The 24537-nt window shown below is 63.5% G+C and carries 9 protein-coding genes and 2 CRISPR repeat arrays; of the genes, 2 read left to right on the top strand and 7 right to left on the bottom strand.

The genetic code is table 11. The features are described 5' to 3' along the window. Positions 1-3: 3 nt before the first annotated feature. On the bottom strand, positions 4-1239 hold the full coding sequence (gene istA, locus ACYQ02_RS06565) for an IS21 family transposase (RefSeq protein WP_460039645.1): 1236 nt from the start codon (positions 1237-1239) through the stop codon (positions 4-6). Positions 1240-1410: 171 nt separating this feature from the next. Here istA and ACYQ02_RS06560 point away from each other — a divergent pair, with 171 nt between their 5' ends. Further along, positions 1411-2814 carry an IS1182 family transposase gene (locus ACYQ02_RS06560; RefSeq protein WP_460039644.1) on the top strand — a complete coding sequence of 468 codons (1404 nt, stop codon included), beginning with the start codon at positions 1411-1413 and terminating at the stop codon, positions 2812-2814. Between the two features lie 170 nt (positions 2815-2984). Beyond that, a CRISPR array of direct repeats spans positions 2985-10140; the repeat unit is 30 nt; unit sequence ATTTCGATCCCTCATAGGTACCCTACAAAC. Between the two features lie 172 nt (positions 10141-10312). Here the strand turns inward: ACYQ02_RS06560 and ACYQ02_RS06555 are convergent. Next, entirely contained in the window at positions 10313-11716 is a 1404-nt protein-coding gene (locus ACYQ02_RS06555) for an IS1182 family transposase (protein ID WP_460039643.1), read from the bottom strand. Positions 11717-11867: 151 nt separating this feature from the next. After that, positions 11868-14547: direct repeats of the CRISPR family, unit length 30 nt; unit sequence ATTTCGATCCCTCATAGGTACCCTACAAAC. Positions 14548-15237: 690 nt separating this feature from the next. Between ACYQ02_RS06555 and ACYQ02_RS06550 the strand changes: the two genes are divergently transcribed. Then, positions 15238-16797: a vWA domain-containing protein gene (locus tag ACYQ02_RS06550; protein ID WP_460039642.1), complete on the top strand. Its 1560-nt coding sequence runs from the start codon at positions 15238-15240 to the stop codon at positions 16795-16797. An 83-nt stretch (positions 16798-16880) separates the two neighbouring features. Here ACYQ02_RS06550 and ACYQ02_RS06545 read toward each other — a convergent pair whose 3' ends face one another. From ACYQ02_RS06545 to ACYQ02_RS06525, 5 genes are all read right to left on the bottom strand, one after another. Next, positions 16881-20024, bottom strand: a complete 3144-nt coding sequence (locus tag ACYQ02_RS06545) for a beta-galactosidase trimerization domain-containing protein (protein ID WP_460039641.1) — start codon at positions 20022-20024, stop codon at positions 16881-16883. A gap of 10 nt (positions 20025-20034) precedes the next feature. Then, positions 20035-21057, bottom strand: coding sequence for a glycoside hydrolase family 130 protein (locus ACYQ02_RS06540; protein WP_460039640.1), 1023 nt, complete (start codon positions 21055-21057; stop codon positions 20035-20037). A 174-nt stretch (positions 21058-21231) separates the two neighbouring features. Continuing rightward, positions 21232-22086 carry a carbohydrate ABC transporter permease gene (locus tag ACYQ02_RS06535; RefSeq protein WP_460039639.1) on the bottom strand — a complete coding sequence of 285 codons (855 nt, stop codon included), beginning with the start codon at positions 22084-22086 and terminating at the stop codon, positions 21232-21234. Next, entirely contained in the window at positions 21974-23077 is a 1104-nt protein-coding gene (locus ACYQ02_RS06530; RefSeq protein WP_460039638.1) for a carbohydrate ABC transporter permease, read from the bottom strand. The genes ACYQ02_RS06535 and ACYQ02_RS06530 overlap by 113 nt, the downstream gene beginning before the upstream one ends. Before the next feature lie 87 nt (positions 23078-23164). Further along, a complete protein-coding gene (locus ACYQ02_RS06525) occupies positions 23165-24517 on the bottom strand; it encodes an ABC transporter substrate-binding protein (RefSeq protein WP_460039637.1) in 1353 nt (450 codons plus the stop codon). Positions 24518-24537 lie beyond the last annotated feature (20 nt).

Genomic DNA, 24537 nt, shown 5'->3' with positions numbered 1-24537 from the left:
TGATCACCGGCGTTCACCTGCCCGAAGAAGGTCTTCGTAGACCTGGAGCGAGCGGCGTTGCACCACCGGGCCGACAACCTGCTCGCCTTGGGGCGGTTCGGGACGTTGGGGTCCACCCAAAGCAAGGCCGTGGTACTGCCCAGGAAGGGGGATCGTCAGCCCGGGCAGCAAGGCCCGAGGGTGCCGGGCAATCACCCGGTCCCCATCGCGGATCTCGACCTCCGTTTCGGTCGCGAACACCGTGACGTACCGGCCGCTATAGCGCCAGGGCACCCCGTAGCGGCTGCCCGCATACTGGACGTAGCCATCCCGACTCACCTGGCGTTCTTCGTGCAGCAGCGGCGTGAAAGCCGCCAAGGGCCGAAGGGGCGTCAGATGGGCTTGCTCTTCCACGAGCCGATCGGCGGGGCGCTGCCCGGTGGTCCCGTGGATGCGACGATTCGCGACCTCGGCCACCCATGCCCGCACCTGCCGGTTGAGATCGGCTAGGTCGGTGAACTGGACGGCCGGCCAGAAGTGCTGCTTGAGGTAGCCGATGGCGCGCTCCACCCGGCCCTTGGTCTGGGCCCGGTACGGCCTGCACGCCTGGAGGACAAACCCGGCCAGCAACGCAAAGTCAAGCATCCTTGGGTGATAATCCACCTTGGCCCTATGGCGGCGAAGGACGACGGTCTTCATGTTGTCGTAAAGGATCTCCTTCGGAACACCCCCCAGGGCCGCAAAGGCGTGGAGGTGGCACCGTAAGAGGGTACTGAGATCCTGCTGCTCAACAAACTCCACGTACATCGCCCGCGAGTAACTGAGGACCATGACGAACCCGTAGACCTTGCGGCGCCGTCCCCGGGGGTCGGTGTAAGGGAACTCCCCCCAGTCCACCTGCGCCTGAGCCCCCGCCGCGGTCTCGAAGCGCACCACGGCGCGTGGGACGCGGGGCGGACGATGGGGCCGAAGGAACTCTTTGAGAATCGTCTTTCCGCCGGTATAGCCGTGGGCCCGGAGCTCCCGCAGGAGACGATTGGCATTGAAAACCCCTTGGGCCACTCTTTGTTCAAGGTACGGCTTGAACGGATCCAATTTCGACGCCTTTGCGGGCCGTGGCTTATACCGAGGTGGCTCCGGCTGGCGCAGGTACTTCCGCACCGTATTCCGGGACAACCCCGTACGGCGAGCAATTTCCCGAACAGACAGGCCTTCGGCCTTCAGCCGCAGAATATCCATCAACGACCCACCTTTCAGCATGAACCGGCCTCCATTCCTGGGAAGGGAATGGGACTCGGTTCGGCGGGGTGGGTCAGAATTCATCCGACCCTATGAGCCTGTTTCACGAACCCAGGTATTTCCGCAGGATTGCAGCCACGGGAGGTTAAGTGAAGGCATCGGTTGGAATTCGCCATCGCCTGAGGTGTTCCTATGGCCTACCACTTCCGCCCGGTGAACCGCGACCAACTGTACCTGCTCCCACCGAGTCTCCGCGACTGGCTGCCCGAGGACCATCTGGCCTGGTTTCTAATCGACGCCGTCGAGCAGATGGACCTGCGGGCGTTTCGGAGCAAGTACCGCGCCGACGGATGGGGCGGGGAGAGCTACGACCCCGCCATGATGGTGACGCTCCTGCTGTACGCCTACTGCGTCGGCGAGCGGTCCAGCCGGCGGATCGAGCGACTGTGCCTCGAGGACGTGGCCTTCCGGGTGATCACCGCCAACCAGAAGCCGGATCACGTGACCATTGCCCGCTTCCGCCAGCGCCACGAGCGGGAACTGGCCGAGCTGTTCACGCAGGTGCTGCGGCTGTGCCGCGAGGCGGGGCTCGTGAAGGTCGGCGTGGTGGCACTGGACGGGACGAAAGTCAAGGCCAACGCCTCGCTGGCGGCCAACCGAACCGACGATGCGATTCGCCAGGAAGTGGAGAAGATGCTCCGGGAGGCGGAGGCCACGGACCGGGAAGAAGATGAGCGGTACGGCTCCGGGCGTCGTGGGGACGAGTTGCCGGAGGAGCTGCGCCACCGTGCGAGCCGGCTGGAGCGGCTGAAGGCATGCAAGCGGCGGCTGGAGGACGAGGCGGCCCGGGAAGCCGCCCGGCAGCAGGCCCGCATCGAGGAGCGGAAGGCGCAGGAGCAGGCGACCGGCAAGAAGCGGCGGGGGCGCAAGCCGAAGGCGCCGGATCCCTCGGTGGATCCGGCGGCGAAGGCGAACGTCACGGACCCGGACAGCCGGATCATGAAGACCCGGCAGGGCTTTGTGCAAGGGTACAACGCCCAGGCGGTGGTGACCGAAGACCAGCTCATCGTGGCCGCGGCGGTGACGCAGGACGCCAACGACGTGGGCCAACTCCACCCGATGCTCCAGCAGGCGCAAGCCAACCTGCGGGCCGCGGGCGTGGACAAGCCCATCCGGGCCGTCGTCGCCGACGCGGGGTACTGGAGCGAGGCGAACGTGAAGCAGGCACCGGCGGATGGGCCGGAACTGTTCCTGGCGACGAGCAAGGAGTGGAAGCAGCGCCAAGCCTGGAAGGATGCACCCCCTCCGCGGGGCCGGATCCCCAAAGGGCTGAGCCTGCGGGAGCGGATGGAACGTAAGCTGCGGACCCGGCGAGGGCAGGCGATCTACGCCAAGCGCAGCCAGACCGTGGAGCCGGTGTTCGGGCAGATCAAGGCCGTGCGAGGGGCCGACCGGTTCCTGCGTCGGGGTCTGGCGGCGTGTGACAGCGAGTGGAAGCTGCTCTGCCTGACCCATAACTTGCTGAAGCTCTGGCGAAGGGTCACGGAGGCGTCCTCATCCTCGCCCTTGGGTTGGATGGCGGCGGGGTTGGCGTAGATAGGGTAACGACCGGGCCGCCGGCCTACCCCGTCCTGACCGTCAGCCCACGGGACATAGCCGAATCGACCCGGTACGTTCCCCCAGTTCTGATCTCGTCAGGATCAGTGAAACAGGCTCCTAGAGGGTCATTTTTGCACCGGCCGTGACAGCAGGAGCAGGTGTAGGAGATTTCGATCCCTCATAGGTACCCTACAAACCCTATTACGGGCACGCGAAGGAGGAGGCGAAGAAGCTGATTTCGATCCCTCATAGGTACCCTACAAACCCACCAGTCCCCGGGCCGCAGCCGAAGCCGGTACATGCATTTCGATCCCTCATAGGTACCCTACAAACCCGGGTGCACCGCATCGTCAAAGGTCATGCGGTCCAGATTTCGATCCCTCATAGGTACCCTACAAACCCACCAGTCCCCGGGCCGCAGCCGAAGCCGGTACATGCATTTCGATCCCTCATAGGTACCCTACAAACCCGGGTGCACCGCATCGTCAAAGGTCATGCGGTCCAGATTTCGATCCCTCATAGGTACCCTACAAACCCTATTACGGGCACGCGAAGGAGGAGGCGAAGAAGCTGATTTCGATCCCTCATAGGTACCCTACAAACCCACCAGTCCCCGGGCCGCAGCCGAAGCCGGTACATGCATTTCGATCCCTCATAGGTACCCTACAAACCCGGGTGCACCGCATCGTCAAAGGTCATGCGGTCCAGATTTCGATCCCTCATAGGTACCCTACAAACGCTGATGATGAGCTCCACCGGGACGGCCCCTTTGGGATTTCGATCCCTCATAGGTACCCTACAAACGCGCAGGAGCGGGCGCAGGAGTGGACTTCTTCCTCCATTTCGATCCCTCATAGGTACCCTACAAACCCAATCAACATCCCAACCAACATCCCATTTCACAGTATTTCGATCCCTCATAGGTACCCTACAAACCTGCGCGCGGGAAAGCCGGTCCAGCCGGACGCCGCCATTTCGATCCCTCATAGGTACCCTACAAACAGCAGGGGGCGGCGTGATACCATGCCTGAGATCGTGATTTCGATCCCTCATAGGTACCCTACAAACCCGACGCGCGAGATGTATGACCTGCTGGTGTCGGCGAATTTCGATCCCTCATAGGTACCCTACAAACCCGCAGTGGTGGCAGTCAGCGTCCATAATCAGCATAGATTTCGATCCCTCATAGGTACCCTACAAACTTTCGGTTCCCGAAGGAACTGTTCCGACCGGCTTAGATTTCGATCCCTCATAGGTACCCTACAAACGCACGATGCCTGGATTGACACGCGGCCGCGGAAGAAGATTTCGATCCCTCATAGGTACCCTACAAACGGGTCAAGGCTCCGGCACGGCGCAGGTGGCGATGTGGATTTCGATCCCTCATAGGTACCCTACAAACCCGCGTCACGCCGACGCGGACGGGGAACCGCTCCGGGAGATTTCGATCCCTCATAGGTACCCTACAAACTGTCCAGCGCCCGCCGAATGCGGCGAGAGAGCCGATTTCGATCCCTCATAGGTACCCTACAAACAAGACGATCTTCAGTGGTGGATCGAACGTTACGAGGCATTTCGATCCCTCATAGGTACCCTACAAACCCCGTGTAGGGCCCGTGCAGGGCGTGGGGCCCGTGATTTCGATCCCTCATAGGTACCCTACAAGCGCGCAGCGGCGGGGCTACATCGTCGTGGAGATCACGATTTCGATCCCTCATAGGTACCCTACAAACGCCGGAAGCGACGACTTCCCCTACGTGTTCGACCCGATTTCGATCCCTCATAGGTACCCTACAAACTACACCTACCTGACCAAGGTCCTGGCGGGTGACCTGATTTCGATCCCTCATAGGTACCCTACAAACCTGGGTCCATCCCGAGACCGGCCTGCGGCGGTTCCGATTTCGATCCCTCATAGGTACCCTACAAACACCCACCGGTACCGCCGGCCGGCGATGGTGATCGTCATATTTCGATCCCTCATAGGTACCCTACAAACCCGCTCGCCGGCCAGCCGATCGAGCTGGAGCCGTGGATTTCGATCCCTCATAGGTACCCTACAAACGGTGGTAGCCTTCGCAGGAGCCTTCGCGACTTCCTATTTCGATCCCTCATAGGTACCCTACAAACGAGGGCCTGGAGCGGTGGGAAGACTTCCCATCGCTCATTTCGATCCCTCATAGGTACCCTACAAACTCACAGTAGTCATCAGGGAGAAAGGGCGTCCTGGGCGATTTCGATCCCTCATAGGTACCCTACAAACCGTTACGAACTGCGAACTGGGCGCGGGCGCACTCAGATTTCGATCCCTCATAGGTACCCTACAAACGGGGCTCCGAGGGAGCCGAGGGCTCCGAGCGGGGCATTTCGATCCCTCATAGGTACCCTACAAACACCGGCAGCACCACCGCTGGTACCTCGGCGACGTGAATTTCGATCCCTCATAGGTACCCTACAAACTCATCGTTGTGTGTGGTGGACTTCCATGAAAGCGTGGATTTCGATCCCTCATAGGTACCCTACAAACGTGTAGGTTCTTCCGATATGGCCAGATGATTTTGGGATTTCGATCCCTCATAGGTACCCTACAAACGTTCCACGGGCGGGACATCCCGGAGGATGTGGATGTATTTCGATCCCTTATTCAATCTCTCCTTGATTTCGATCCCTCATAGGTACCCTACAAACCTGGGTCCATCCCGAGACCGGCCTGCGGCGGTTCCGATTTCGATCCCTCATAGGTACCCTACAAACACTGGGACCAAATCAAGGCATGGGCGGCCCAGAAGTGGATTTCCATCCCTCATAGGTACCCTACAAACCCTTCACGGCTTCCTCCTGGACTTCCTCCTGCTTGGCTTCAGATTTCGATCCCTCATAGGTACCCTACAAACTATCAAGGCCGGCATAGGCGCGATCTGGGATGGCATATTTCGATCCCTCATAGGTACCCTACAAACCCCGCTCCCGGTGTCGGCCGAGGACGGCGCTCCGCCGATTTCGATCCCTCATAGGTACCCTACAAACGCGTCTCGATTGCCAAAGAGGTGGTCTCCAAGTCCCATTTCGATCCCTCATAGGTACCCTACAAACTCTTCGTGGCAACCTTCGTAGCCTTCGTAGCCTTCGATTTCGATCCCTCATAGGTACCCTACAAACCGTTCTCCTGGCCCTCGACAGCATCATAGAGATTATATTTCGATCCCTCATAGGTACCCTACAAACTCCCAGGCGGGATCACCCGGCTCAGCCTCGCCATGGGCGGATTTCGATCCCTCATAGGTACCCTACAAACGCTGGCATTGCTAGCGGATTTGAAAAATCTGGGAGATTTCGATCCCTCATAGGTACCCTACAAACCTTCTGCCTTCTGAACCTCGACCTTTACACCATTTTATTTCGATCCCTCATAGGTACCCTACAAACATAGAATCCCGAAGTAGGGAACACTCCTGCCCAGGAATTTCGATCCCTCATAGGTACCCTACAAACCCCACTTCTGCGCTCCTACTACGTGTATTCGATTTCGATCCCTCATAGGTACCCTACAAACTCTAAATCCTTAAGCATCTCAATGAGTTTTTCTCTCTCATTTCGATCCCTCATAGGTACCCTACAAACTGCTTCCGCGGACACTTCGGACACTTCCGCGGAACAGATTTCGATCCCTCATAGGTACCCTACAAACTTCTGCTTTACATTCTGGTTTTTCGCATTTTGCGCCATTTCGATCCCTCATAGGTACCCTACAAACGTGGCCTTCGTGGTGGCCTTCGTGGATTTCGATCCCTCATAGGTACCCTACAAACAGAAATGTCTACTGTGAAATGCGATATTGACTGAGATTTCGATCCCTCATAGGTACCCTACAAACTGATGGCACCATCCTGGACTTCCGCCCGCTGAACCTATTTCGATCCCTCATAGGTACCCTACAAACGGAGGATGCATAGGATGTTCATCTTTGAAAACGGCGTATTTCGATCCCTCATAGGTACCCTACAAACCTCCTCGCCCAGCAGATCGCGACGAACGTGGCGAAGATTTCGATCCATCATAGGTACCCTACAAACGAGCGGGAGCGGGAGCAGGAGAGGACTTCTTCCGCCATTTCGATCCCTCATAGGTACCCTACAAACGGTGGACCGCCATGAAAGGTTGGAAGAATTTCCCACGGAATTTCGATCCCTCATAGGTACCCTACAAACCGGCCGGGGGAGCGCTCCGCCATCGAACGGCTCACCATTTCGATCCCTCATAGGTACCCTACAAACACTTGGAAATGCGATATTGACTGGGAATGTTGATTGGATTTCGATCCCTCATAGGTACCCTACAAACGTCACTGACAATGGCCAGGTTGAACCCCATCGCCAGATTTCGATCCCTCATAGGTACCCTACAAACTGTCCCAGGTGCGCCCAGCGCGGTCCACGAAGGCGCATTTCGATCCCTCATAGGTACCCTACAAACCCGAAGGCGAAGCGGCGGAGGGCCCAGGCCGCGGAAATTTCGATCCCTCATAGGTACCCTACAAACGTCGACCAGTTCGTTCAACCGGTCGACGATTTCATGATTTCGATCCCTCATAGGTACCCTACAAACCGTCCGGGCGGCGCGCGAATGGATGCGCGCCACCGGATTTCGATCCCTCATAGGTACCCTACAAACGCGCGGTGATTCCTCCCGCGCCAGGATGGCCGGTCAATTTCGATCCCTCATAGGTACCCTACAAACTCGGGTGGCGTGAGTAAGGGCCATGCGGGCCCATGATTTCGATCCCTCATAGGTACCCTACAAACTCGGCGTTTGGGGGAATTTTGCACATAATTGGGCAATTTCGATCCCTCATAGGTACCCTACAAACACCTTCGGAACGTAGAACTCCGGCTCCTCTGTCACGATTTCGATCCCTCATAGGTACCCTACAAACGTCACGTGGTACATGGACATTCCGGCGATGGCGGCACGGATTTCGATCCCTCATAGGTACCCTACAAACACGTTGGGAGGTTTGGGAGGGATTTCGTCGGTTGTATTTCGATCCCTCATAGGTACCCTACAAACATTCGCGGCTGATCGGTGTCTCGTAGCCCGCTTTTTATTTCGATCCCTCATAGGTACCCTACAAACACCTTCCCGCTGGCGTCCGCCTGCGACCGGAATCCGTATTTCGATCCCTCATAGGTACCCTACAAACAAAAAGGGAGGAACCATGAGCATGAGGGAGCATGAGATTTCGATCCCTCATAGGTACCCTACAAACTCCAGGCCTTGCTACTACGGCCTTGCGAGCAGGCCGCATTTCGATCCCTCATAGGTACCCTACAAACCCGATGCCATGGCACCGGCCATGACCCTGAACACAATTTCGATCCCTCATAGGTACCCTACAAACGTCCAGACAAAGAACCAGTCCAGGCGGTGTGTAGAATTTCGATCCCTCATAGGTACCCTACAAACAGGCATCCTTGTGTAGTGTTTTCGATTGACCGGCTATTTCGATCCCTCATAGGTACCCTACAAACTTGCGAACCACCATGCTAATCACACTCCTGTTCTGTATTTCGATCCCTCATAGGTACCCTACAAACGCAGGCCGCAACAGGCTGCGCAGGAAGGGAGGGGAAATTTCGATCCCTCATAGGTACCCTACAAACGGCGCTGGCGCACCTGAGATACCTCCGGCGCATGGTAGGGAGATTTCGATCCCTCATAGGTACCCTACAAACCGGCGCGACCGTACTTATCCCACTCGGCCGGGACCTGATTTCGATCCCTCATAGGTACCCTACAAACCTTCCGTGATGATATGATGATGGCGCTGAATGCGCTATTTCGATCCCTCATAGGTACCCTACAAACCTGTTATGCGAAAAAATCCTCCCCTATTTTTGAAAGATTTCGATCCCTCATAGGTACCCTACAAACCGCCGTTTTGTTTGTCCTGCACCGGCCGGCGCTTACATTTCGATCCCTCATAGGTACCCTACAAACGGGAGGGTGGTTCCCCATGCAGTACGCATTCGAGCAGATTTCGATCCCTCATAGGTACCCTACAAACCGAGACACCGATCAGCCGCGAATTCGGCACGGCTAGGATTTCGATCCCTCATAGGTACCCTACAAACCCGGTGCAGCGCATGCCTTGGCGGAGGGTGCCAGTAATTTCGATCCCTCATAGGTACCCTACAAACTGGCCAGGACGTTCCTGCCGACCGACATGGATATGATTTCGATCCCTCATAGGTACCCTACAAACGGGAGGTTTGGGAGGTTTGGCGCGATATTCTGTTGTATTTCGATCCCTCATAGGTACCCTACAAACGAATGCCCCGAAGATCATGACGAACTCTGCCCCCGGTGATTTCGATCCCTCATAGGTACCCTACAAACATGCAGAATGCGCAAGGAGTGGTTCCGGATCATCGTATTTCGATCCCTCATAGGTACCCTACAAACGACGGCGCATGTGGGTTACACATTCACGTTGGCCAGATTTCGATCCCTCATAGGTACCCTACAAACCCCGGCATTCTGGGCACTCTTCGTCATCGCCGAATTCGATTTCGATCCCTCATAGGTACCCTACAAACAATGCAGAATGCGCAAGGAGTGGTTCCGGATCATCGTATTTCGATCCCTCATAGGTACCCTACAAACCCCTACGCGCCCCATCCGTTCCGCCGCTCCTAGGGCGATTTCGATCCCTCATAGGTACCCTACAAACAAAATGTTTCGCTCGCCAGCAGGAGATTGAGCCGGTATTTCGATCCCTCATAGGTACCCTACAAACCGTGGCCAGTGCAGCGCGTGTCTTGGTGAAGGGTGCATTTCGATCCCTCATAGGTACCCTACAAACTCCTTGTTTGGACTGGTTCGTTGTTTGTAGACGCTCATTTCGATCCCTCATAGGTACCCTACAAACCATGCCTTGGCAAAGGGTGCCGGTACTGCGGCCAGAATTTCGATCCCTCATAGGTACCCTACAAACGGGCCGGCCGCCGGGGCCGGTGCAGTGCATGCCTTGGATTTCGATCCCTCATAGGTACCCTACAAACACCCTACGCACCCCATCCGTTCCGCCCGTTCTCGGCATTTCGATCCCTCATAGGTACCCTACAAACTCGGTGGTGCCGAGCGGGTGGGTCGGGTCGGTGGGTATTTCGATCCCTCATAGGTACCCTACAAACCCAGGCGGTCGGCGCGGTGGAAGTGACGGCGGACGATTTCGATCCCTCATAGGTACCCTACAAACTCTGATGACTTCTGGGTAAGTGTGGGTGGAAGCGAATTTCGATCCCTCATAGGTACCCTACAAACGCTCGCGGATGGCCGGTGGGCGGTCACCGATGACGATTTCGATCCCTCATAGGAGCCTGTTTCACTGATCCTGACGAGATCAGAACTGGGGGAACGTACCGGGTCGATTCGGCTATGTCCCGTGGGCTGACGGTCAGGACGGGGTAGGCCGGCGGCCCGGTCGTTACCCTATCTACGCCAACCCCGCCGCCATCCAACCCAAGGGCGAGGATGAGGACGCCTCCGTGACCCTTCGCCAGAGCTTCAGCGAGTTATGGGTCAGGCAGAGCAGCTTCCACTCGCTGTCACACGCCGCCAGACTGCGACGCAGGAACCGGTCGGCCCCTCGCACGGCCTTGATCTGCCCGAACACCGGCTCCACGGTCTGGCTGCGCTTGGCGTAGATCGCCTGCCCTCGCCGGGTCCGCAGCTTGCGTTCCATCCGCTCCCGCAGGCTCAGCCCCTTGGGGATCCGGCCCCGCGGAGGGGGTGCATCCTTCACCGCCTGACGATGCTTCCACTCCTTGCTCGTCGCCAGGAACAGCTCCGGCCCCTCGGCCGGCGCCTGCTTCACGTTCGCCTCGCTCCAGTACCCCGCGTCGGCCACCACGGCCCGGATGGGCTTGTTGACGCCCGCGGCCCGCAGGTTGGCTTGCGCCTGCTGGAGCATCGGGTGCAGTTGGCCGACGTCGTTGGCGTCCTGCGTCACCGCCGCGGCCACGATGAGCTGGTCTTCGCTCACCACCGCCTGGGCGTTGTACCCTTGCACAAAGCCCTGCCGGGTCTTGAGGATCCGGCTGTCCGGATCCGTCACGTTGGCCTTGGCCGCCGGATCCACCGAGGCATCCGGCGCCTTCGGCTTCCGCCCCCGCCGCTTCTTGCCGGTCGCCTGCTCCTGGGCTTTCCGCTCCTCGATGCGGGCCTGCTGCCGGGCCGCTTCCCGGGCCGCCTCTTCCTCCAGCCACCGCTTGCATGCCTTCAGCCGCTCCAGCCGGCTCTGGCGGGAGCGCAGTTCCTCCGGCAACTCATCCCCACGGCGCCCGGGGCCGTACCGCTCCTCTTCTTCCCGGTCCGTGGCCTCCGCCTCCCGGAGCATCTTCTCCACTTCCTGGCGAATCGCATCGTCGGTTCGGTTGGCCGCCAGCGAGGCGTTGGCCTTGACTTTCGTCCCGTCCAGTGCCACCACGCCGACCTTCACGAGCCCCGCCTCGCGGCACAGCCGCAGCACCTGCGTGAACAGCTCGGCCAGTTCCCGCTCGTGGCGCTGGCGGAAGCGGGCAATGGTCACGTGATCCGGCTTCTGGTTGGCGGTGATCACCCGGAAGGCCACGTCCTCGAGGCACAGTCGCTCGATCCGCCGGCTGGACCGCTCGCCGACGCAGTAGGCGTACAGCAGGAGCGTCACCATCATGGCGGGGTCGTAGCTCTCCCCGCCCCATCCGTCGGCGCGGTACTTGCTCCGAAACGCCCGCAGGTCCATCTGCTCGACGGCGTCGATTAGAAACCAGGCCAGATGGTCCTCGGGCAGCCAGTCGCGGAGACTCGGTGGGAGCAGGTACAGTTGGTCGCGGTTCACCGGGCGGAAGTGGTAGGCCATAGGAACACCTCAGGCGATGGCGAATTCCAACCGATGCCTTCACTTAACCTCCCGTGGCTGCAATCCTGCGGAAATACCTGGGTTCGTGAAACAGGCTCATAGGTACCCTACAAACCTACCTGGTGGAAGAGGGCGTCACCGTGGCCGTCGAATTTCGATCCCTCATAGGTACCCTACAAACGTGGAGGCGGCGCGGGTCGAACCCGACGACGCCGAAATTTCGATCCCTCATAGGTACCCTACAAACTCAGGAGTTGGTCGAACGTATCCGGAAGGTTCGGTCCATTTCGATCCCTCATAGGTACCCTACAAACCCTGGCCGGTGCCATCGCACCAGCGGCAGCCGTCACATTTCGATCCCTCATAGGTACCCTACAAACTATACCATGTCGCCACCGGCCCGGCAACCCAACACAATTTCGATCCCTCATAGGTACCCTACAAACTTCGACCGTATCCATAGGCATTGAGTGCGAAGTATCATTTCGATCCCTCATAGGTACCCTACAAACTAGCCGCTCTAAACTAGGAGCCGGCCCATCTTGAGAGATTTCGATCCCTCATAGGTACCCTACAAACCACCACTGCCGGGCCACCATGAGCGGCGCACGGACTTATTTCGATCCCTCATAGGTACCCTACAAACTCCGTAGGGATCGAACTGGAAATTTCCGCTGACCGGTATTTCGATCCCTCATAGGTACCCTACAAACTCGCTACGCAGGCCGTTGCTCCCCAGGCTGTTGCATTTCGATCCCTCATAGGTACCCTACAAACTCGGCTCCTGCGCCCGCTCCGGCAGCTCCCGGATCACGATTTCGATCCCTCATAGGTACCCTACAAACCCGAAGAGGAATTCCTTCACTGGGCAGTTGAAGTTGCATTTCGATCCCTCATAGGTACCCTACAAACAATGCGGAGAAGTCTATACCGAAGTAGTGGAGTGCGATTTCGATCCCTCATAGGTACCCTACAAACTGGACTGGTTCGTTGTCTGGACTGGTTCGTTGTTTGATTTCGATCCCTCATAGGTACCCTACAAACGTGTATGATCTGCGGATGACCGAAGAAGAGTACGCCGATTTCGATCCCTCATAGGTACCCTACAAACGATTCGGATTATGTGGCCATGGCTATTCTCGTATCGGATTTCGATCCCTCATAGGTACCCTACAAACTACGGTGCATTCCTCTGACCGGTCAGCGGAAACCTCATTTCGATCCCTCATAGGTACCCTACAAACCTGCTTCCTGATATCGGCGATTCCGCCGATGGCCAATTTCGATCCCTCATAGGTACCCTACAAACAATGGTCTGGCCCGTGCTGGCGCGGGTGGTCCGCTATTTCGATCCCTCATAGGTACCCTACAAACCCGCCGGCACCTCGTCTACGTCCGCCCAGTACCCGATTTCGATCCCTCATAGGTACCCTACAAACCAAGGACCCCATTCCCTCACCTCCCGGGGCTGACATATTTCGATCCCTCATAGGTACCCTACAAACACGGTTCCCGCGCCTCCTCCGCTGGAATTGTATCAATTTCGATCCCTCATAGGTACCCTACAAACTAGGCTCGGACCAACTGGACCGCTTGATCGTACGTATTTCGATCCCTCATAGGTACCCTACAAACCGTGCCGGAATCACACATAGGGAGGATGGTTCCCATGATTTCGATCCCTCATAGGTACCCTACAAACGCATCGAGGCGGCGCTGAACGAACGCCGCTGGACACCATTTCGATCCCTCATAGGTACCCTACAAACACGGCCAGGGCCAGGGCCGCCGCCCCGGCGCCCGGATATTTCGATCCCTCATAGGTACCCTACAAACACCACGGGAGGGTCGTCTATGAGCGAACGAGGCGGATTTCGATCCCTCATAGGTACCCTACAAACCGTCAGCGTGCCCTTGCCGACGGAGACGATCTCTTCATTTCGATCCCTCATAGGTACCCTACAAACGTCGACCGGCTGGTCCAACCGGCCGGGTGGGGCGAGGATTTCGATCCCTCATAGGTACCCTACAAACGCAGCGCATCCGCGAGCATCTCCGCTGCCGCGTCGATTTCGATCCCTCATAGGTACCCTACAAACCATCGACCTCGTGCTGGACGGCGAGGTCTGGGATGAATTTCGATCCCTCATAGGTACCCTACAAACGCGATAGGGATGATGTTGCTCCTGCTATTCACACGGATTTCGATCCCTCATAGGTACCCTACAAACCGGGTGCCACGGGCGGCGGCATCCCACCTGGTGCCCAATTTCGATCCCTCATAGGTACCCTACAAACGCATACGTGGCAGGACCATGACGAAGCGATCCTTCGTATTTCGATCCCTCATAGGTACCCTACAAACTGGGCAAACCCCCGTTATCTGCGCTTTTTCGATGGAATTTCGATCCCTCATAGGTACCCTACAAACACGCTGGTCCAGCTGCCGCCGTACTGGTGGTAGTGATTTCGATCCCTCATAGGTACCCTACAAACGCGCGGGCGCCCTATCGAGCACGGCCGCTACTCGACGATTTCGATCCCTCATAGGTACCCTACAAACGACAAGACCATCGAGTTGTTGGAAGCCGCCCTTCAATTTCGATCCCTCATAGGTACCCTACAAACGCGGCAGCAGGAGATCATCCGCAGTGTCCGGGAGCAATTTCGATCCCTCATAGGTACCCTACAAACTATCGCCCGTCATCCTCGACCCATCGCCACTTCACGATTTCGATCCCTCATAGGTACCCTACAAACCGGCCGGACAACCCGCACCCCATCGCCCTACCGCCCGACGAATTTCGATCCCTCATAGGTACCCTACAAACCCTACCTTCGCGACAACAAACCCATATCCCTCCTAACCCCCTGGCCGGGTGGGCTGTCGATCCGGAAAGTGGGTATCTGGACAGGATTGGGTGCGCAAGGCCAAGAAACCCTTGTGGGACACGGGGTGGGGTAAAATGGAAGCGTCTGTCGACCTCCCGGGGATTTGGGCCAACCGGAGGTCGACAGAAAAAAACGATATAACGGCGGCCGGTCAGCGTGGACGGAAACCTCGGGGAGGAACGGGCGGCTGGGCGCTGAACGACATGCGTGTCGCCGAAGCGCGGGGCAGAGGCCGGGGCTGGGTCCGGGGCTGGGGGTGCTGAACGACATGCGTCTCGCCGAAGCCCTCGGCGTCGGCCTAGCCAGAGGAAAGGGGAGGCGAGGTGCTGAACGACCTAGACTACCGCTCTGCCCGGCCCGCCGCCCCGTCGGTCCCTACGAGGGATCGAAAGACGAAGCACTCACGGAAGATATGCCCGTTTCGAAGCACCGTTGCCCCACCGCGGGCTGCGCAGAACCGTCAAGGGGCCGTTGCAGGGCCGCCACACGTTCACGGTGGGTGGCTCGTAGAGGGTGCGCAGAACCGTCAAGGGACCGTTGCAGGGCTTTCATGAACGGTGCAGGGTCGTCACAGAACTCGCCGGAGCTGACACGCGCCGTCATAAGACCGTCGCAGAAGGTGACCATCCGTGTCCGAACCGGGCCGTACCACGACCAACAAAGTTCAGAACGCTCCCCCTGCCAACCTGCGGGACCGGGTCGTTGACCTGGTCCGGCGGCTGCGCCGGGCCGGCTTGAAGACCAGTCCGGGCGACGCGGTGACGGCCCTGGCCGCCCTGACCCACGTGGACCTGGCCGACCCAGCAGAGGTGCGGGCGGCGTTGCGGGCGGTCCTTGCCCGCCACCCGGAAGACGTCCCGGTCGTCGACCGGGCCCTCGACGCCTTCTTCTGGGGGGACGTGGTTCGTTTCCACCGGCAAGCCGCTGGCGACACCTTCCTGGACACAAACGCCCTTCCCACGATCGGTCCCGGCGGCGCCGGTGGTCCCGCCGGAACCGGCCAGGCAGACGATCCGCCGCAGGACGACCCGGACCATGCCCCCCCGGAATCCGACAACGAACCGCCACATGCCGCCCGGGCGGAGCCCCGCGAGGGCATCGATCCCAGGGCCCGTCCCGCGGGCGGCGGCGACGACGATGGGCTCCGCCTGTTCGACCCGGTGGAAGAGGCCGACCCGACCGATCTGATCCGTTTGGCCACGCCAAGCATGCCCCGCCCGGCCAGGCTCGACCGGGTGCCGGTTGCTCAACCGGCTGGTCCGGCCGGTGAGGCGACGGGAGACCGGGAGGGTTCAGGCCGTCGGGACGGTTCCCACGATCCATCGACCCCGGCGGACGAACCCGGCCCCTGGCTGGCCCGGGCAGGGGGCAGCCCTGGAGGCTACAGCCCGCTGGCCGTCCTGACCCGCCGGGATCTCCAGCTCCTCAGGCCCCAGGAACGCACCCTCGTCCTCAGGGCCGCCCGGCGGCTCGGGCGCTGGCTGGCCACGCGGCCGTCCCGCCGGTTCGTCCGGACCAGGAAGGGGGCCATCGACGGGCGCCGGGCCCTCCGCGAGGCGGCCCGCAAGGCGGGGGACCTCACCCGCTGGCCACGCCGCCGGCGCAGGCCCGACCGGCCGCGCCTGGTGTGCCTGCTCGACGTCTCGGGTTCGATGGACGTCTACAGCCAGCTCTTCCTCCACTTCCTCTATGGGCTCCAGCAAGCGGGGGGCCGGGTTGAGACCTTCGCCATGGGGACGCGGCTGACGCGGCTGACGCCCGTGTTACGGCTGCCGCGGGTCGACCGGGCCATGGCCCTGGCGGCGGCGGTCACCGCCGACTGGTCGGGAGGAACGCGGCTGGGTGACTGCCTCTGGACGCTCCTGCAGCGGTACCGGGGGCTCCTGGACGGGGACACGGTACTGGTGGTGGTCAGCGACGGGCTGGACCGGGGGGATTTGGATCTTCTCGGCCGGTGCTTGCGGGAGTGCCGGCGGCGGGTGCGGGGCCTGGTCTGGATGAACCCGCTGGCTGGCGATCCTCGGTACGAGCCGCGGGCGCAAGGGATGCAGGTGGCTTTGCCCTACATCGACGTCCTGGCGCCGGCCCACAGTGTCGACAGTTTGGTTCGCCTGGTCGACCTGCTGGCGCGTCGCCCTCGGCTCGGCCGCCGCCGGCCCCGTTCGACAGGGCCGGCGGGCGGAGCCTGAGCGTCCCGCGGCCTTGGGGGGCCGGTGCGTTCCTGCGCTGGAGCGGCTCGGGCCTGCGGGGCCAGCGGCGCCGGGACGCGGTGTCACGGCGCCGCCATGCCTTCCAGCCGGAAGACGCGCCAGCCGCCGGGTTCAAGATCGATGGGGCCGAAATACCACACGGCACCTGCGGCACCCACGGCACCGGTGCCGGAGGAACAGCACGCAGGGTCTCGATCTCCCGGCTCTCCCGGCCCGGCGACCCGGTGCCCCAGGGACCTTTCCCCCGAGACCACGTACCGCTCCCCGGTGACCACGTCGACCAGGGCGATGCCGGTAAGCCCCCCGGTCGGGGCCGGTTCGTTCGGTCCTGAGGCTGGCGTACCCAGGGGCGTCGCACTGGCCTTCGCCTCCCGACCGGGCTCTTGAGGGGTTTCCCCCTCCGCCCGCGCCGCCAGGGTCCCGGCACGGGTCGCCGGGCTTTCGCCGGCCGCCCTCAAGGCGCCGCTGGCGACCTGGGGGGCGGCTTCGGGGGCCGCGGGGGACGAACCCGCCTGAGGGTGGCCGCGGTCTTGCGCTGGCGCCGTCATGGCCGCGGCGGGCATGGCCGGTGCCGTGAGGGCCGGTTCCGTCGCGGGCGGTGCCGCTGTGGCCGGCGTCGTGGTGGCCGGCGCTGCCGTGGCCGGTGCCGTCGCGGTCGGTGGCCTCGTGGCCGATGCCGCCGTGGCCGCCGTGGCGGTAGGTGCCGCTGTGCCCGGCGCCGTCGCGGTCGGTGGCGCCGCGGCCGGCACCATCGTGGCCGGCGCCGCCGTGGCCGGCTCCGTGGCGGACCGTGCCGCCGCCGTCGTCACGGTCACCCGCAAGGGGGCCGGGTGGTGGCTGACGACCACCAGGTAGGCATCGCCGTCGGCGTCGCCGGTCGTTGCGGGGAAGGGGGCGGCCACGGGGGATGCAGGGGAATCGGTGGCGCCAGGCCGGGCCGCGCCCCCCGGTGCCATCAGGATTCCGGCCTCCACGTCGGGGTGGTCCACCTGCCACGAGCCGTCGAGCCCCGCCAGCCGGGCAGCCAGCCGGTAGAGCTGGTGGGTGGCGTCGTCCCGGTAGACACCGGGCATGCCGGCCAGCATCCACTCCAGGGGGTCGGTCACCAGCATGGCCCACCCGCGGCCCCAACGGTGGACGAACACGGCCGGCTCGGCCCCGGCGGCCCGGGCCTCCGGCGCTGCCGGTTGTTCGGCCTCGGCCCGGGGGGACGCCAGGGCGGGCCGGATCCACCCCACCACGGCAGCGCCGCGGGCCTGGGCCACAAGCCGCTTGCGGACGCCCGACCCCGCCGTTCCGGCGTTCGGAGAGAGAATCGAAGTAAAGGCCGGCCGGTAGCGACCCACGACGCGGCCGGCGGGTGCGGCGATCCGGGACGCCCCGGCGGCCGGCGCGCCGGTGGCCTGCACCCCGGCGGCCTGCGCCCCAGCGGCCTGCGGGCCGGTGGCCTGCCACGCCCCGGCGGCCTGCGGGCCGGTGGCCTGCCATCCCCCAGGGGCAGGGCCCGAGTTGCCGGGGACGTTGCCGGAGCCGCCAGGCGTGGGGCCTATGCCGAGGCCCCCGGCGGCGCCGTGTTCGTCCAGAACCAGCTCCCACAGGCCGGCGCCCGGCGCCCCACCGGCGGGATCCACGGCCTCCCGGGGATAGGCATCCTGGATCGCCACGCCGAAGACCGCCTCCATGCCGGGCAGGGCAACCCCGTCGTAGGACAGGTACAGGGTGCCGCCGGCTTCGACCCACCGGCGCAACCGGTTCCAGGTGCGATTCGAGAGGCTGTTGCGGCGGGGAACGCAGGGGGCGATCAAGAGCCGGTAACCCGACCAGTCGTCGTCCGGGCGCACCAGGTTGACGGCGAGCCCCGCCCGCCGGGCCAGCACGAAGGCGTTGAACAGGACGGCGAAGTTGCGCTCGGGCGTGATGTCCGCGTCGGCGTTGTCGTAGTAGCGTTCGGGCAGCAGGATGGCCGCCCGGGGGGGCAGAGGGTGGAGCGGTGTCGGCAACTTTTCCAGCAGCCGGGCGAAGCGGGCGAAGGCCTCCCCGGCGGGCTTGGGCCGGCCGTCGGGGTCCAGGATGCCAAAGGCCACCTCGTAGGGCGTGCTGTCGTAGGGCAGGTCTTCGGCGCAGGTGAAATCCAGCCCGCACCAGGCCACGGCGCCCAGGCTGCCGTGGAGGAACAGGCTCCCCAGCACCGCGTTGACGTACCGGCCGTGCCGCTCGGGCGCCATCATCAGGGTGGTGCCGCCGAACTCCTCGGCCAGCGCCGGCCGCCGGCCCATGGCGGCCACCAGCCGGTCGCCGAAGGGGACCAGCAGGTTGGGCCGGATCGTCCCGACCGGATCGGGGCACCAGGGGGAGTAGATCGGGTACAGGTGCATGCACAGGAAGTCGGCGGCCTCGGCCACGTCCTCCGGCCGGAAGCCGCAGTCGTCCACCAGGGAGGCCACGTGGATCCCCAGGGTGACGGGGACGGTGGGGGTCGCCGCCTTGAGCTCTCGGTAGAGCAGCCGGCACCACAGCCACCCCGCGTCGGGTGACGGCGGCCGCACGAAGATGTCGGGCTCGTTGGCCAGGTCCCACGCCACGAGGGCCGGGTGGTCGCCGATGGCCGCCGCCACCGCCTGCACCAGCCGCACCTGGGCTCGCAGCATGCCGGGGTCGGTATAGGGGCAGCGGCCCCGGCGCCACGGGACGTCCCAGTTCTCGCCGCTCATGTGGCCGGTGAAGAAGGTGGGGATGACGCCCAGGCCCGCGCCGTGGGCGAGATCGCAGAATTGCCGCAGGCGGGCCAGGGCGACGGGATCGACGCGGTCCTCCTCCGGCTGGAAGTGGGACCACCGGAGGAAGAACCGGACCACCCGGCACCCCGTAGCGGCTAGGGCCTGGAGCTCGGCGGCGATGGCCTCGGGTTGCCAGTCCCGCCACATCTCGACGCCCTGGCGGCTGGGCCAGTAGTTGACCCCCAGCAGGAAAGCCGGCCCGGCCCGCCAGGTCCAGCTGGTTCGCGCCTGCTGGCCGACCCCGGCCGGCCGGACGGCGCCAGCCGGCCGGGGGCGCCCCGCGGGCATGGCGGGCACCGCGGGGCCGGACGGTACGCCGGCACGGCTGGTGGTCCCGGTGGCCGAGCCGGCGGGGGAAAAGGCGGGGGCCGGCACCGGGGACCCGGCGCCGGCCGGCGGCTTGGCAAGGGGCGAGGCTTCGCGTTCCACGGGCGTCACCTCACGCCGGCCGGTACGTGGCCACGCCGATCCGGGAGTCGGCCATGCCGTAGTAGAGGAACCACGTCCCCCGGTGCTCCACCAGGCCCTCCACGAAGACCACGTGATCCACCTGGCCGCGGACCTCGTCGTCGGTCTCGGGCTCGAAGAAGGGGTGGGTCGAGCGCCAGATCAGCTTGCGTGGATCCCGCAGGTCGAACAGGGCCTGCCCGGCGGCGTAGCGGACATAGCCCGAGCCGGCGGGGCCGCCGTAGGCCGGCGGTGGGACATCGCCGCCATGGTCACCGCCTCCACCGCGCCTGGCTTCGGCCAGCCGGTGGGCGGCGTTGTAGATGAGCAGGATGCCCTGGTTGGTGACCAGGGGCGCCGGGCCGGGTTCCACCAGCAGGGTGTCGAAGTTCCCCGCCTCGGGCCGGATCCGCAGCACGGGCTCGGGCTCGGGGACCCAGCGGAAGCCGTCGTCGGAGGTGGCGATCCAAATGGACGTGTCGCCGAAGTACATGACGTAGCGGCCGCCGATCTTCACGGGGCAGATGGCGCCGGACTTGGACCAGATGCGGCCCGTGTCCCCCTGCCAGTCGGGGAACAGGATGCCGTGCTTCTCCCAGTGGACCAGGTCCGTGGACGTCGCCAGGCAGAGGCGGGCGGTGATCCCGTCAAAGGCGGTATAGGTCAGGAAATAGCGCCCGTCGATGCAGGTCAGGCGCGGGTCCTCGCACCCGCCCGGCAGCTCGTAGGGCTCCGTGGGCACCAGCACCGGCTCGGGCCAGCGCTCGAAGTGGATGCCGTCGTCGCTGACGGCCAGCCCGATGCGGGACGTGCCGTTCCACTGGCCGGGGCCCGTGTGGTCCTCGGCGCGATACAGCAGGTAGACCCGCCCGTCCTTGACCACCGCGGCGGGGTTGAACACGTCCTTCGCCTCCCAGGTGTCGCCCCGGGGGGCGAGGATCGGGTTGCCGGGGTGCTTGGTGAAGGGCCCCAGCAGATACGAGGTGGCGTGCTGCGGATCGGCCACGCGGAGCACCGGGTGATCTCCTTTCCTTGCCATTGACGTTGCCATTGACGTTCGCCTTCGGGCTTTTCCTTCGGGACCCGCTGGGGGACCGGCTGGCCCGGGCCGGCCCCGGCCCCCGCCCCCGGGTTCCCCATGGATCGGCCCCTGGCCCCTGTGGGTCGTCCCGTGGGGCGGTTTCACTGCTCAGCCCTTGGTGCCGCCCAGGCGGATGCCCTCGATGAAGGCCCGCTGGGCCAGGGCGTAGAGCACCAGGATCGGCAGGGCGACCAGCAGGGAGACGACCATCATCAGGTTCCACATGGGCGCCTCGCTACCGGGTCCCAGCGACGTCTCCAGGAACTTGAGTCCCAGGGTGACCGGGAACTTGTCCGGGGTGTTGAGGTAGAGCAAGGGCGCCATGAAGTTGGTCCAGTTGCCCTGGAAGGCCAGCAGGGCGATGACCAGAAGGGCCGGCCGCACCATGGGCAGGACCACGTGGCGCAGCACCTGCAGCGGCCCGGCGCCGTCCAGGACGGCCGCGTCTTCGAAGTCCCGCGGCAGGCTGAGCAAAAACTGCCGCAGCATGAAGACGCTAGCGGGACCCCACGCGAACCAGGCGGGGGCCGTCAGCGGGGTGAAGGTGTCGAGCCGCCCCAGCTCCCGCCAGATCAGGAACGTGGGGATCATCCCGATCACGCTGGGCAGCATCATGGTACTCAGCATCAGCATGAAGAGGAAGTGGCGCCCGCGGAAGTTAAAGCGCGCAAACCCGTAGGCGACCACGGCCACGCTGGCCACTTCGGCCACCGTGGCCAGAATCGTGATGAACAGGCTGTTCAGGAAGAACCGGGCAAAGGGCAGGGTCGTCCAGACCTCCACGTAGTTCTCCCACCGCACCGGCGAGGGGATCCACTGCGGCGGGTAGACGTAGAGCTGGTCCCGCCCCTTAAGCGACGTGCTGATCATCCACAGCAGGGGCACCAGCACGAAGGCGCCGCCGAAGGCCAGGACGAAGTAGGTCAAGGTATCGGCCAGGCGCCTTTGCACCTCGCGCGGCACGGTCCTCACCTCGCACCTCGCTCTCGTAGTAGACCCACAGGGGCGACGAGCGGAACACCAGCAGGGTCAGGGCCAGGATCACCAGCAGGAAGACCCAGGCCATGGCGGAGGCGTACCCCATGTGCCGGAGCCCGAAGGCCTCTTGGTAGATGTACACCTGCAGGAACGTGGGGGTCGTCCGCGGGATCTCGACGAAGAAGGCCTGGGTGAACATCTGCAGGGCGCCGATCAAGCCCGTCACCAGGACGTAGAACAAGGTGGGGCTCAGCATCGGCACCGTGACGTGGCGGAACCGGGCCCAGCCCGAGGCGCCGTCCACCGCCGCGGCGTCGTACAGCTCGCGGGGGATGTTCTTCAACCCGGCCAGCAGGATGACCGTGTTGGCGCCGAAGACGCCCCACAAGCTCATCAGGACGAACCCGGGCAACACGGTCTCGGGGTCGAGGAACCAGCGCGGCTTGTCCAGACCAAGCAGCGCGTAGACCGGCCCCAGGATCGAGTTGACCAGGCCGTCGGTGGAAAGGAGCCAGCGCCAGAGCACCGCCGTCGCCACGGCCGGGATCACGGCCGGCACGTAGTAGAGGGTCCGCCAGAACCCGACGCCCTTGATGTTGCGGTTGAGCAGAAGGGCACAGGCCAGGGACCCGGCGATCCCCAGGGGCACGCTGAAGAGGGCGTAGAGGGCCGTGAACTTCAACGATGCGGCAAACTTCGGGTCGTCGAGGAGCCGGGCGAAGTTGGCCAGGCCCACCCAGCGGGGCGGGGTCAGCACGTCGTAGTCGGTGAAGGCCAGATACAGCGAGGCGACGAAGGGGAAGAGCTGGAAGGCCAAGAAGCCCACCAGCCACGGCAGCACGAAGGTCCAACCCAGGGCCGTGTCGCGGTTACGCCCCAGGGCCCGCAGGCCCGCGTACACCAGGAGCATCAGGGCACCCAGCAGGACCACCGTGGCCGCGTAATCCCGCAAGGCATCGGTATACCAGGACCACACCGCCACCCCCTCCTTTCCGGCGGCCCGCCCCAACGGGGCGCGGAGCCGGCCGGTTGGGGCCGGCTCCGCGCCCGCCGGGTTCGTCCATCAGGAGGACTGCTGCAGGATCTTCTCCAGCTCGGGCCGCACCTTGGGGGCCAGTTCGTCCGGCGTCCCCTGCTTGTGGAAGAGGGGATCCAGGTACTGCTCCCACAGGGCCTGATCGAAGGCCTTGTACTGGGGCACGATGCGCAGCGGGCGCATGAACTCCAGCGACTGGAGGATCACGTCGGCCGCCTTCTCCTTGCGCGGCTCGGACTGCAGCAGGTGTTCCCGGGTCGCCAGGGACTTGCGCGGGGCGACGATCTTCCAGTGGTGGATGCCCTCGGTCAGCGCGACCAGGGCGTCGACGGCTTCCTCCACGTGGGGCGACTTGGCGTTGACCACGGTGGCCGCCGTCCAGGCGAAGGTCACCCGGCCCTTGGGGCCGCTCGGCACGGGAGCCACGCCGACGTCCAGGTCCGGCACCCGGTCCAGGTCGTCGGAGGCGCCGCCCATGAACATGGCCACCTTGCCGGCCTTGAACATGTCGGCGAAGCCCTGCTCGGCGATGACCTCCTCCGGGACGGTGTACTTGGGGTTGTAGATCAGCTCCTGGTAGAAGCGGGCGGCCTCCAGGGCCTCCGGCGAGTCGATGGGCGCCGTCCGGCCGTCTTCGCCCACGATGTCGCCGCCGGCCTGCCAGACGAACATGGCGAAGGGCGGCCAGCCGTTCATCGTGAACCCGTACACGTCGGGCTCGCCGTCGCCGTTGGTGTCCCGGGTGAGCTTGGCCGCGGCCTCCTTGAAGGTCTCCCAGGTCCAGGTCTCGTCGGGGTAGGACACGCCGGCCTCGTCGAACAGCGTCTTGTTGTAGTAGAGGACCACCGGCTGGGCGATCCAGGGCAGGCCGTAGACGCCGCCCTCGTAGGTAAAGGCGCCCAGGATGGGTTCGAAGTAGTCGCCCAGGTTGGCGGCCGGGCGGCTATCGCCCTGCAGGTGCTCGTCCAGCTTCAGCAGCACGCCCGTGGCGGCGAAGGGGATCACGTCCTCCTGGGCGAGCCAGAAGAGGTCGGGGGCCGTGTTGCCCGCCAGCATGGTCTGGATCTTGGTGGCGTAGTCGCTGGGGATGGGCTCGTGGACGATCTGCCAGCGGTCGCTCTCGGCGTTGATCCGGTCCAGGATGGCCTGCAGCTCCTTGGCCTCCTCGGCATGGGCCCAGGTGGCCAGGCGGATGGTCACCTTCTCGCCGCCGGAGCCCTCACCGGAGGCGTTGCTGGCGTCCGACGAACCGGCCGGCTGGCCGCCGCCGGCCGACGGCAAGGAGCAGCCGGTGGCCAGCACGGCCACGGCGATCAGCAGGGACAGGGTCCGGGCCCAGCGGCTGCGGGCCCGCCGGTTCCACCAGGTCAAGATGCCCATCGCGGCTCCTCCTTCCGGTT

The sequence above is a fragment of the Thermaerobacter litoralis genome (genome assembly GCF_054654595.1).
Note: the sequence above shows the minus strand (reverse complement) of the source record. Positions and strands in the feature narration are given on the sequence as shown.